Genomic DNA, 10,555 nt, shown 5'->3' on the forward strand with positions numbered 1-10,555 from the left:
CTGTCCTGCTCCGCAGGAACTAGGCGCGGCGCTCCGCGCGCGCCGGGCGGGGGTGCGGGTGCCGAGATCCGTTGCTCCGCAACGGTTCTCGTCTGATCGTGCGTCCTGTTTGGACCGTCCACACTCACCAGTGCTCGCGAAAGTTGTTGCTCCGCAACACTTTCACCGTACCGATCAAATCACATGGTGGATACCTGTTGCTCCGCAACACCATTCACACACCGTCCACATCAGAACCCCCAAACCACACACCCACCACCTACCGATTGGTGAACACCCCACTACACCACCACTCCCCCACCCCCACACCACAACCCATAAACCAGATTGGGGGCACACGCTCCGCGCGCACCCCCAACCCTCACACCCCAAATCGAGCGCTGCTGCTACTTGTTCGATTTGTCGACGATTTTCCAATCGAGATCAGTCACCCACCCACCGGGAAGCCGCACGGGGCCGAGTTCGCCTACCGACGTGAGTGCAACCCACCGGAACAAACTCTTGTCACGGACGATGCAGCGGAACCGGGCGGCTTTGTCCCCACTCGGCATCGTCAGCGCCGGAGCCACCTCGATAACGGTGCCCTCCCTGATGGTCTGCTTGCGGGCGCGTACCTCGCGCTCACGGTCGAGGTTGGCGCGGCACTGGCGCCGCCACTCCAACGCGTGTTCGTTGTCGGTCGGTGAAAGCGCGTTGAGCACCTTCGCCGGGGCCTGTGCCTCGTACGGCCCTACTGTCTCGCACATGTCCTTGTAGGTGATCCAGCCACGCTGCTTGCTCATTAGCACGATCAGCGCCCAGACCTTTGCCGTCGATGTCGCGGACAGCAGAGTAGAAAACGCTGTCGTACTCGCCACCTGAGCTCTTCTTGGTCGAGCACGCGACGATTGACCGCTTTCCCGTTCGGAACTCACTGAACTCCTGCTTCGAAGAAGTCCCGGTCGTTGATCCCCGGTTCACGAGCACAACCAGTTGCACCCATGTTCTCACTCCACTTGATTCGCGGGTTGCCAGATGAGCGTGTTGCCCTCTAGATGCGCGTCGTCGGGCCAGTTCAATTCCACGACGTCAGCCAGGGTGTCCGCTTCACCAGTGAGGTAGTACAGTCCTGCGGCTAACAAAAAATTCGAACGGTCTTGGTATTGTTCATTATCGATTTCGACCTCGTCGATCTCATCGGCTGCAAGGTTGTAGGCGTCTCTGATTTGCTCTACGGTGAAGGCCTGCTGGTCGTCCATCACTTCTCCAGGTTCTCGCGCAGGTAGCGCGGGGCGTAGCGGGCGATATCGGTCTTGGCGTAGATCTCGATGGATAGTCGAATGCTCACGTCAATGCCGGTCCGCTGTTCGTCCCCTCTTCCAGGAGCGCACCGCCGGAACGCCAGGAACTCGGAAGGAAGCCTTGCCTGACCAGCTGCTCAAGTCGAGTGAACTGTTCCCGCAGCTGGATTACCTGCTTGGCCCACGCGGCAGGGTCGTCATCGTCAAATTCCGCGAACTGGGGATAATCCAAGCACCAGAAAAGGCGCTGAATCTTGGCGTAAATGCACTCGACGTGCACAGCCTGCCCGGCCAACTCGTCGATCAGCGTGCTCGCGTACCCGAGTGCCTCCTCCGCTGCATTGAGGCGCTCATCTACCGCATCCGCCATGTCGGAGGGCGCGGGCCCATCTGACTCTTCGTGCTCGCAGAGCTCGGAATAGCGGGCGTTTGCCTGGTCGTACACCGCGAGCGCGAGAGCGTACTGCGCAGTTGCGCGATCGCCAGCGTTCGTCATTGGTTATCCCTCTCTAGTGCTTGGCATGTCAGTCGGGCTGGTCAGGCCCGACACTTCCTAAACTACGGTGGGCGATCCCCACATGGAAGGCTTACGCCAGTCCCCACGTAGGACCGTGGGTCTAGGGCAATTTCACGAGTGGCTTTCCATTGCACTCGACGATGAGTGGGACGGTTCCTTCAGCAGTCACCAGGAGATCGTCAACGGGACTGTCGGGCGACTCGTCAATGTCGATTGAGACAGCCATGTGGAGCTTTCCTTCGTCGTCGTGCTCGAACCCCACGAGAACAAGCACGCTACCGACCAGCAGCGCTGGCTTTGTCTCTGCGCCCTGCGGGTTAGCCGGCACGAACTCTGCCTTGGCCAGCGCGTCTTCAAGCCTGGGCAGCGCCTGTTCTGACTCCTGCATGTCGTTACGCTCCTCTGACGATGGGCTTCTGGTCGGGGTGGCAGTGACGCCCGAGCGGTAGAGGCCGGTCGAAATGTCGCCTGGTCCCCACCGCTCGGGCAGCCACCTCAGCCGAAAGACTCGAAGTACTTGCCGATGAGGTCGGGGCGGTCCGAGCTTTCGACGGTGATGCCGTAGAGGGCCTCGATGCGGCTTGCCCGTCCCGTTCCCGTCGCCAGGTACGCGGTTTCGTCGTGCCACTCATCGAGGTCTTCGTCCTCGCCCGGCGTCTTCAGCGCGGCGCGAGTGGTGATGTCCACACCGTCGACGTAGGTGTTGTCGATGCGCACGATCGTGATGCCGAGCTCACCTGGGATCGGGTCGCGCCACCCGGTTTTCACAACGCTCGCTGGATAGGAGCGACGATAGGCCGCGGTCCACTCGTCTGCTTCGTCGCGGTCCGGCGTCGCTGGGGAGACTTCGACCCACCCGCGGCCGACGAGTTCGCGGGTCACGTAGACCCACCAGCCTGGAACAACGAAGTCATCGGTGTGCCAGCCATATCCCAGCTCACGTCCGTCTGCCACCCACTTCTGACAGAAAACCGTGGATTGGTCACGCTCGGCGTACTCCCGAGCCTTATTGTCGCGAGCCACCTCAGTCTTGAAATAGACCGGGGCCGGGTTGTGATCCGCAGTGCGCCAGATCCGGTATGGGCGCAACAGTCCTGTTGCAGTCAGAGTCAAGGTGAGGCTCCGTGTCGCTCTTCTTAGTGCTTGGCGATGTCGGTTGGGCTGGTCAATTCCCATCCGACGAATACACACATTAATGATCTACACCCAAATACGGAAGGCGTACGCCAGTCCCCACACAACCTATCCCTGGATAGACTCAGAAGTGCCGTGCATTTCGCCCAGCAGACGGTTCCGGATCTCGGGGAGGCGAGGGAACTCGGCCACGACGGAGGCGATGTCCACAATCGCCGCATCACCCCACGCAATCGTGTTCTCGGTCGTCAACGGCGCAGCCACAAGGTCAAGCCCATACAGCCAGTACGCCGACCCCATTGGCATGTCGATCAGCAGCGGATCGTTCTCGCGCAGCGCGTCCGGCGGCTGCAACGACGGGTCAATAGGCCGCTGAGTCGGATCGGCAATATAGGGCGGGTAGAGCACCCGCTCGATCGCGGCTGGATCACACAGCACGTTCACCGCGTCGGCGGCAGTAGTGCCCGCACTAGGCTTCCCCTCTGCCAGGTCGTGCTCGATCAGCGAGTCGAACCGAACGATCCCGTCGCCGCGCAGCGGTGCCTCAAGCAGGCGCCTCCCGGTGCCCGTCAGCGCGACATCGGTACCGTCCAAGCTCGCGTGGCGGTCAGCGAGCCAGAACACCGCTCGCCCGGACACGGCCACCATGTGCCCCATCGCGGGGAAGTCGACTTCCAGTGCAACGTCACTCCCGCTCTGGTGAACTGCGGGACTGTGTGGCTTCGCTCCTTGGCAGCCATCGCACTTCATGTCGTGGGCGAGATTGTCGAACGAACAGCGCTCGCATGACCACAACACCCCCGCGCGGCGGGCAGCCGACCGAATAAACTCGTCCTCTACGTCGGTCGCCGCTGCCAACACCTCGTCCAACACCGTCATCTACCCCTTCCTTGTAGTTAGCGGCCGAGACCTGAGGCCCCGGCCGGACACCGGACAACCTCACCAACTCGGCTCAAACACCGTGCACGGTGGCAAAGCCGCAATCGCCTCACGCCATGGCACACCGAGCTTGCGGCGCCTCACCTCCGCACTCTCGCGATCGAGTGCGAGGAGGGCGCTCAGGCTGAAATGCGGCTCTCCGAACTGATCACAGTCTGAATTAAAGATTCCCATCACTGGAACATAGGAGAACATCTCGCCAAGAAACTCGTATGCTGGATCCTCGTGGACCGTAAACGTGGCATCAGGGGCCGCCTGAACCAATTCGTTCGCTAACTCCTCCGCTGTCCCTACTGACCACTCCGAGGCGTAGTAGCATTCGCCGACGCGCACGACCCAGCGATCGTCGCCATCGGGCAGCTCATCGCCCTGCACCGGATCAACAGTCAAGCGGAAATCCTCAAGAAGAATTCTTGCGATCACTCCCGCACGTCCCGGCGGGCAAGCATGGATCACCGCAGACCCGTACGTCCGATCCATTTTCACTTCTCCTCAAAACATACACATTTCAGCAACAGCAACAGGCGACGAGGTGCTTGTTGCGATGTGACGGTCAATTCCCATCCGGACGGCACTGACGTTACTGATCTCCACCCCGCTACGGAAGGCGCGCGCCAGTCCCTTTGATTTCGCAACGGATCGCAGCTTGGGGCGGTTTGGCTCATCGAGATCGGCAAAATCACCTGCGCCCCGTTGCTACGCTCCCCAAAACTGCATGTCAGCGCTCCCTGACGGTTCGTGCGATTGGAGAACAACCATGCAACTTCCCGCTCAATCCCGGCAGGATCGGAACCGTGCCGCATCGACCGAAGCGTGGCGGCATACGCCACGCCAGTCCCCTCTTGTCGCCGGCGAAGCGAGCACGGTGGCGCCAGGGGTGCTGCCGTTCGGTGATACGCCGCCGTCGGCCGACGGCCAGAGCGAGCCGGTCATGTGCGGGTGGGACATCAGTACGACCACGACGACCCCGCACCTGCTCGTCACGGGCAGCACCGGGTCTGGGTTGTCGACCGCGCTGCGTTCGATCGCAGTGAGTGCCACATCCCAGCACTGCGATGTCGTTGCGATGCACGCTGGGGGCTTGGTGGGTCTGAACGACCTCGAAGGCTGGCCGGGAGTGCGTTTTATCGGGCGCGACGCAGCGGGGTTTGCCTCTGCGCTGGAGGTCGTGCACACCGAACTGCACGCCCGCTACGAGGCTTTGGAGTCCTCCCGGTCCTCCGAGGCAGACCCTTCGACGTCGCCGAGCGAGCTCACGCCGCTGGTCTTGCTCGTTGATGCCTGGTCGATAGCGGTCTCGGCGCTGCGCGACGCTGAAACTGTGCGGCGCGCATTCGACCAGTTGCGGACGATCCTTGGGCTCGGCCGGTTCGTGCGGGTTCATGTCGCGCTGTCCAACCACCGACTTGATCCTGAGGTGCTCCCCGGAGAACTGTTGGATCAGTTCGCTGCGCGGGTCGCGCTCGGGCGGCTCAGCCCTGCGACGCTGCTGCGCTTGTGGGATCTGACGGCCGCACCTGAGCAGGTGGTGCACGAGCCGGGGTGGGGCCTGGCGAGCCTCGCCGGTCCGCATAGTCCCGAGCCGATTCGGATCTGGACCCTCCCCCATCTTCACCAGGACGCTCCGCAGGCGCCCAGCGGCTATGCATCGGGGTTCATCGCCGATCACCCCGTGCTCGCCGGGTAGGACGCGGCGGATAGGGGTTCGCTCCGACCCGGCCTGTGTGGCGTGGCGGGCCGGGTCGGAGCGGCGTGGGGGTCAGTTCAGCACGTACCTCCACCAGATCTTGGTGCCCCCGAGGGTTGCTCCCGCGAGCAGCTCGTCGCCCTCCTCGCTCCGAATCTCGTACTTGCCGCCGTCAACGTGGTGGACCGTAGCCAGCACGTCCTGCTCAGGGCTGGTCGACCGAGCAGCTGCCTTGCCGCCGAAACGGATCGTCGGGGTATAGCTTGCGGCCCTGACGCCTGGAATGGAGCCCAGCGAGCTGGTGTGCCACTGGTTCGGGTCGGGTTCTTCGATACGGGCCACCTTGTACTCCTTGCCGGGCACCAGGGTCACCCAGCAGCTCTTCTCCTCCGGGGAAAGCCCCTTCGGCCCGACGAACAGTCGCCAGACCGGCTGCTTGTTGTATGTGGCCTGCTTCGGCTCGGCGAGCAGGTAGCCGACCCGAGTGACCTCCCATCCCCGGGTGTCCATCCCGGTAGCGGTGATGTGCTCGCCAACCTTCAGGTCCGCCAGTTCTTGGTCCAGGTCGCCCATCGTGGTGCTTTCGATGCTCATGCCAACCCTCCCTCATTTGTTGGTTTGCTGTTTTCTCGCAACGGTATTCACGCCCTCTGACACCGAGGTCCGCGTCATCTGGCAGTCGTCTGCACGAGCGACTTCCCAGCAGTACTGACGCCTGCAACGGGAGTGCGTGGTGGTGTAGCTCGTCGGCGCTCGGCTTTCTCAGATGCCGCCCGCGAGCAAAGACGCGTGCTCTTGTGCTTGGCATTTCGCGGTGACGGCTGATCGGGTCCGCCACCGTGTTTGTTCAGGTACGGGAGTGGTCAGCACCCCGCCCTGTTGCTGAACTTAGGTGTGCTGCATCGTCGCTGGGAAGGCGCACGCCAGTCCCCGCGGGCCGGGCACCGAAATCTCCTGCCCGAAATCCGGGCTTGGTGTAATCCTCCGCGCCATGGCGACCAGATCAGTGCATTGCGTAGGTAGTTACCCGGCGGAGTCGGCGGACGCCGCCATGTCCACGATGGCCACCACAGCAACGTCGCTTCTGCGATCGCTGCCTGATGGCGAGGTTGGCGAGCGCAGCAACTTCATCGTGCACATCGTGGAGCGTTTCCGTGACCGTGGCGACGTGCAGCTGGTCACCGACGGCGACTGGTCGAGCTATCAGTCACGTCCTGTGTTTCGCATGAAGCCTGGTCAGCGACTCCGTGGGGGGTCGATCGACCTGGGCATCGACGAGCAGGCCCGCACGAGCTACGAGGTTTTCCAGCGCGTGCGCGAGCAGCACGGCCTCGCTGATGTGTCGTTCCAGGTCGGCATCCCTGGTGACCTGGACTTGGCGATGTTCACCTTCGGCCCAGCGCAGGCATTGCGGCAGCGCGCAGCGTTCCGTTCCGCCCTGGTACGCGAAATGCACCTGATCAGCCAGTGGGCAGGCCGGGATGTGGTGTTCCAGATCGAGGTGCCCTCGGTGCTCATGGCCGTCGCCAATGCCCCGTCCTGGCTCCAGACCAAGGCCGCTCGGATCGTTCTGTCGGGCGTGCGGTCGCTGGTGTCAGCAGCCCCGGCCGGAACGAGGTTCGGGCTGCATTTCTGCCTGGGGGACCTCAACCACACCCCCGCGCAGCGTCTGCGCGATGCTGCGCCGCTGGTCGCCGCTAGTCGGGCGCTGACACAGGTGTGGCCTGCGGGGCGGGCTCTGGAGTACGTGCATCTGCCGATGGCTGCCGGTGAGCATCCTCCGAGCGTTGATCCTGGGTTCTATCAGCCAATGGCCAAGCTCGCTGAGGCGTTTCCCGCCGAGGTGGACATCATCGCGGGGTTCGCGCATGAACGCCAAGATCTGGCCGAGCAGCAGTCGGTGCTGCGCATGGTGGAGGCGACGCTGCGCCGGAGCGTTGCCATCTCACACGCGTGCGGCCTCGGCAGGCGTGACACCGAGGGTGCCGAGCGTGCACTCCGGCAGGCAGTGTCGCTGGCCTGCACCACCGAATCGCAGTCGGTACCGGATGCAGCGGCTTGACCGGCCTCGCGCGAGGCTGATGCACCACCGCGCAGCAGATACCGGCGCCTCGGTTGCCCGGCGCAGTGGATCGACCCCGGCTGGGTGTGGTCGAGCGTGTCGGTCAGGTGGTGTATTGCGTCAGCACGTCAGCGTTAGCGTCCTGCCCGGTGGGCGTGAACAGCACACCCACGTCAGGATAGATGTCGCGCCACTTTTCTAGCTCAGAGGCGATCCAGTCCTGGTCGACGTGGGCTCGGAGGAGGGCGAGGCATGCAGCAGCGGCAGGCGGCCGTGGACCGGCGGCAGCACCTGCGCATCAAGCACACCGGTATCTACCTGCTGCCGGGCCTTGGCGTGGTGATGTCCGCAGCAGTACTGCTGATCACGCTGTCGCCGTTCGCGCTCCTGGGTGGACTCATGAGTGCTGTCGGCGGCGTGCTCCACTACATCGCCGGGCAGGTCACCCGCGCGCGCTATGTATTCGTGCTGGAGCCGACCATGGCCGCACTGGTTTTTACGGGAATGCGCCTCGCCGGCACTCCCTGGGAGGCATGATCCTCCGACGCGCAGCATCCTGCGCGTGCGCGTCAATCGGTGTGGCCAAAAAGAAGCCCCCTTCTTGTGCAAGAAGGGGGCCTCTGAGTTCCTGACGAAGAATGTGTCGGCTGGCGGTGTGGTGGCCAGCTGTCTGGAACATCTGGACCATACCAGGATTTCCTGCCAGAGGGGTCAGATTAGCCCGAATCCGCTGCTTACACTGGCGTGCCCTGCTCAGCGGGCCAGGCCGGGTAAGGGGTCGCGCACGTCCCATTCGAGCAGCGTCCTGCCGGTGGCGCGGTAAATGTCCTGTTTAGCGCGCTTACGTGCCTCATAGTCGGCACGGCCTTGTACGCCCCATACCTCCACGAAGGTTTCCGTGTCGCCGTCGATGAGGACGAAGTCGGGAAACACCTGGTCTTCCCCGGCATAGTGCAGCGGCTTGACGAACGCGCGGCCTGCGGTGGCCAGGGCATCTGCCATGCGGGCTTCATGACTGGATTCGACCGGGATGTAGGAGTGCGTGGTCAGCATTGCCGCTATTTCTTTGATCACTGGGTAGCCGCGACGGGCGCGCTCGACCAGGCACAGCACCACCTGGCGTCGGCCGGCCTCGCCGGCGCGCTCGCTGAACACAGCCGGGTAGGACTGTCGTGCCTGGTCCATCAGCTGCGTGGAGGCGTACAGGGGCGCGCGCTGGTGGGCCACGCTCATTCGCACGCCGTAGTCGGTCGGGCTGATGTTGCGGATCTCGCCGAGCACCAACCCTCGGTGTCGAGTATGTCCCCGGATGGTCAGCCGGTTGAGGAAGCGCTCCCACGCAGCGTTGATGCGCTCGGCGTGATCGCTTTTGAACGGTGGCACGATCCAGAGTGTGTCGGTTAACCGCGTGCGGTTGACCCGGCAGTCCCGAGCTTGTTCGGCGAGCAGGGCCTGGCATGTGTGCCAGCGGCGATGCCCGTGGTGGGGATGCCAGACGTTGAGCTGCGCCGATTCCCACAGGTAGTGCAGCAGCGCGAGCAGTCCCATTGAACGCCGGGTGGTCGGCACGGACTGCTCGGATCCGGGTGTGGCTGCTGTGGGGGTGGCAGGTGGTGCGGTCGAGATCCCCTGGAGGGTCAGCGGGGCCGCGAGTCGGATGGTTGTGCCGTCGTCGGTGGTGCGGATCGCCGCCTCGTAGGTGCTACGACCCGACATCGACGACGGGCTGCGGTACCAGGAGCAGCCTGGGTCGTGCTGATGTCCTCCGGCGGGCCAGAGGGCGAGGTGGTAGCGCCCCGAGCGGCAGCGGATCACCAACCGAATCTCCTGGTCGGATCGGCACAGGCACACCGCGTGCCCCACCTCGCTGCGCGCACGGCCGAACAGCCCGGTGTAGCGGTCGGGGTGCTGCTTGAGATCACTAACGGACACGGTCCGGTCGGCCAGCCGTACCTGCCCCTGCCCTGCCGTTGGGCTGGTATTCGGTCGGTCGGGGTCGGGCTGTGGGTCCATCGGCGGTCCCCTTCGGCAGGCGGCGACGTCCTCCATCGATTCTGTCGGTCTCGGCGCACGACCGTCGGCGATCTGCGGCAGAAAGATGCGCGGCTGGTGTGCAGGGCAGCGCTGCACGCTGTTTCGCTCAGCCACCGGGGCCCGTGGCGAGGCCGCGCACGAAACGGCGGGCCCCGGTTTCCGGGTTCATGCCGGGGCCCGCCGCGAGTTGGATGGTCGCGCTTCCCCCACGCCATCCGACAGGCATTAAAACATCAGTTCGAACCACCCAGCGATCGAAGACTGGGACTTCTGGTTGCGCCTGACCCGCGAGCACGACTACCGCTTCGCGCGGGTGCAGGCCCCGACCGTGGTCTACCACCCGGTCCCGCAGACCGACAGCATGATCAGCGCGGTCGCCAACGGAGCTGGGCGATGGCCGACTTCAGCGATCTGGTTCGGCGGATCTGGTCACGCTGGCCTGCCACCACCGAACGATCGGCCGTCTTCCGCCTCTACAGCGGCATCATGTACTGGCAGGTCCTCGGCCGTCTGGCCCGCGGGCAGGCGTTGAACCCGCACTACTACCTGCATTTCCTGCAGACCGTGGCGCACACCTGGCGCACCGGTGACGTCGCCGTGCCGCTCGAGGAAATCACCGAGGTCGTGAAAGGACACGCCCATGAGCAGGCCGCCTGAGCTCACCGCGCTCGACCTCGGCGACGTCACCGTCGATGAGGTCCTGCGCACCAGCAAGAAAATGCTGGCCACCGGCCACCACGGCGACCTGCCGGTCATCGTCAAGGCCCTGCGGGGTGACGAGGACTTCTGGGCTGCGAGATTCGCCCACGAGATCCGCACCTGCAAGGCGTTCTCCGAGCATCCACCACCGGTACGGGTACCGCGGCTGGTGCACGCCGACTCCCACCGAGTGCTGGTGGTCG

The 10,555-nt window shown here is 64.1% G+C and carries 13 protein-coding genes and 1 pseudogene; 5 read left to right on the plus strand and 9 right to left on the minus strand.

Annotated elements, in window-relative coordinates; all coding sequences use genetic code 11:
• Positions 1-386 precede the first annotated feature (386 nt).
• The 7 genes from ACFQRI_RS26835 to ACFQRI_RS26865 all read right to left on the minus strand — a co-directional run bounded on the left by ACFQRI_RS26835 (position 387) and on the right by ACFQRI_RS26865 (position 4,350).
• Positions 387-857 carry a DUF6927 domain-containing protein gene (locus tag ACFQRI_RS26835; RefSeq protein WP_380673409.1) on the minus strand — a complete coding sequence of 157 codons (471 nt, stop codon included), beginning with the start codon at positions 855-857 and terminating at the stop codon, positions 387-389.
• Positions 858-986: 129 nt separating this feature from the next.
• Positions 987-1,238 carry a hypothetical protein gene (locus ACFQRI_RS26840; RefSeq protein WP_380673411.1) on the minus strand — a complete coding sequence of 84 codons (252 nt, stop codon included), beginning with the start codon at positions 1,236-1,238 and terminating at the stop codon, positions 987-989.
• An 85-nt stretch (positions 1,239-1,323) separates the two neighbouring features.
• The gene (locus ACFQRI_RS26845) at positions 1,324-1,776 is read right to left on the minus strand and encodes a hypothetical protein (RefSeq protein WP_380673413.1); all 453 of its coding nucleotides are present in this window, start codon (positions 1,774-1,776) and stop codon (positions 1,324-1,326) included.
• A 121-nt stretch (positions 1,777-1,897) separates the two neighbouring features.
• Positions 1,898-2,185, minus strand: a complete 288-nt coding sequence (locus ACFQRI_RS26850) for a hypothetical protein (protein ID WP_380673415.1) — start codon at positions 2,183-2,185, stop codon at positions 1,898-1,900.
• Between the two features lie 107 nt (positions 2,186-2,292).
• Positions 2,293-2,910 carry a hypothetical protein gene (locus ACFQRI_RS26855; RefSeq protein ID WP_380673417.1) on the minus strand — a complete coding sequence of 206 codons (618 nt, stop codon included), beginning with the start codon at positions 2,908-2,910 and terminating at the stop codon, positions 2,293-2,295.
• 129 nt (positions 2,911-3,039) lie between these two features.
• Positions 3,040-3,810 (minus strand): zinc finger Ran-binding domain-containing protein, encoded by a 771-nt coding sequence (locus ACFQRI_RS26860; protein ID WP_380673419.1) that lies wholly within the window; start codon positions 3,808-3,810, stop codon positions 3,040-3,042.
• Positions 3,811-3,870: 60 nt separating this feature from the next.
• A complete protein-coding gene (locus ACFQRI_RS26865) occupies positions 3,871-4,350 on the minus strand; it encodes a DUF3145 family protein (protein ID WP_380673421.1) in 480 nt (159 codons plus the stop codon).
• Positions 4,351-4,627: 277 nt separating this feature from the next.
• On the opposite strand from ACFQRI_RS26865, the gene ACFQRI_RS26870 reads away from it, so the two are divergent.
• Positions 4,628-5,557, plus strand: coding sequence for an FtsK/SpoIIIE domain-containing protein (locus ACFQRI_RS26870; RefSeq protein ID WP_380673423.1), 930 nt, complete (start codon positions 4,628-4,630; stop codon positions 5,555-5,557).
• A 72-nt stretch (positions 5,558-5,629) separates the two neighbouring features.
• Here ACFQRI_RS26870 and ACFQRI_RS26875 read toward each other — a convergent pair whose 3' ends face one another.
• Complete coding sequence (locus ACFQRI_RS26875; RefSeq protein WP_380673425.1) at positions 5,630-6,151, minus strand: hypothetical protein; 522 nt, start codon at positions 6,149-6,151, stop codon at positions 5,630-5,632.
• Between the two features lie 457 nt (positions 6,152-6,608).
• Between ACFQRI_RS26875 and ACFQRI_RS26880 the strand changes: the two genes are divergently transcribed.
• Positions 6,609-7,619 carry a hypothetical protein gene (locus ACFQRI_RS26880; protein ID WP_380673427.1) on the plus strand — a complete coding sequence of 337 codons (1,011 nt, stop codon included), beginning with the start codon at positions 6,609-6,611 and terminating at the stop codon, positions 7,617-7,619.
• 252 nt (positions 7,620-7,871) lie between these two features.
• Entirely contained in the window at positions 7,872-8,156 is a 285-nt protein-coding gene (locus tag ACFQRI_RS26885) for a hypothetical protein (RefSeq protein ID WP_380673429.1), read from the plus strand.
• 216 nt (positions 8,157-8,372) lie between these two features.
• Here the strand turns inward: ACFQRI_RS26885 and ACFQRI_RS26890 are convergent, their stop codons facing one another.
• A complete protein-coding gene (locus tag ACFQRI_RS26890; protein WP_380673431.1) occupies positions 8,373-9,767 on the minus strand; it encodes a DUF1173 family protein in 1,395 nt (464 codons plus the stop codon).
• Positions 9,768-10,046: 279 nt separating this feature from the next.
• Here ACFQRI_RS26890 and ACFQRI_RS26895 point away from each other — a divergent pair, with 279 nt between their 5' ends.
• On the plus strand, positions 10,047-10,310 hold the full coding sequence (locus ACFQRI_RS26895; RefSeq protein WP_380673433.1) for a hypothetical protein: 264 nt from the start codon (positions 10,047-10,049) through the stop codon (positions 10,308-10,310).
• Positions 10,294-10,555: pseudogene (locus tag ACFQRI_RS26900) on the plus strand (phosphotransferase); the annotation flags it as partial. The gene ACFQRI_RS26895 and the pseudogene ACFQRI_RS26900, both read left to right, overlap by 17 nt.

Origin of the sequence: Saccharopolyspora griseoalba, from assembly GCF_042665275.1 — a bacterium.
Classification (GTDB): Bacteria; Actinomycetota; Actinomycetes; order Mycobacteriales; family Pseudonocardiaceae; genus Saccharopolyspora; species Saccharopolyspora griseoalba.

Bases quoted from the DNA above. Each gene is read 5' to 3' on its own strand.
- ACFQRI_RS26840 (WP_380673411.1), bottom strand. From the start codon at position 1,238: ATGGACGACCAGCAGGCCTTCACCGTAGAGCAAATCAGAGACGCCTAC.
- ACFQRI_RS26845 (WP_380673413.1), bottom strand. From the start codon at position 1,776: ATGACGAACGCTGGCGATCGCGCAACTGCGCAGTACGCTCTCGCGCTC.
- ACFQRI_RS26850 (WP_380673415.1), bottom strand. From the start codon at position 2,185: ATGCAGGAGTCAGAACAGGCGCTGCCCAGGCTTGAAGACGCGCTGGCC.
- ACFQRI_RS26860 (WP_380673419.1), bottom strand. From the start codon at position 3,810: ATGACGGTGTTGGACGAGGTGTTGGCAGCGGCGACCGACGTAGAGGAC.
- ACFQRI_RS26865 (WP_380673421.1), bottom strand. From the start codon at position 4,350: ATGGATCGGACGTACGGGTCTGCGGTGATCCATGCTTGCCCGCCGGGA.
- ACFQRI_RS26870 (WP_380673423.1), top strand. From the start codon at position 4,628: ATGCAACTTCCCGCTCAATCCCGGCAGGATCGGAACCGTGCCGCATCG.
- ACFQRI_RS26875 (WP_380673425.1), bottom strand. From the start codon at position 6,151: ATGAGCATCGAAAGCACCACGATGGGCGACCTGGACCAAGAACTGGCG.
- ACFQRI_RS26880 (WP_380673427.1), top strand. From the start codon at position 6,609: ATGTCCACGATGGCCACCACAGCAACGTCGCTTCTGCGATCGCTGCCT.
- ACFQRI_RS26885 (WP_380673429.1), top strand. From the start codon at position 7,872: ATGCAGCAGCGGCAGGCGGCCGTGGACCGGCGGCAGCACCTGCGCATC.
- ACFQRI_RS26895 (WP_380673433.1), top strand. From the start codon at position 10,047: ATGGCCGACTTCAGCGATCTGGTTCGGCGGATCTGGTCACGCTGGCCT.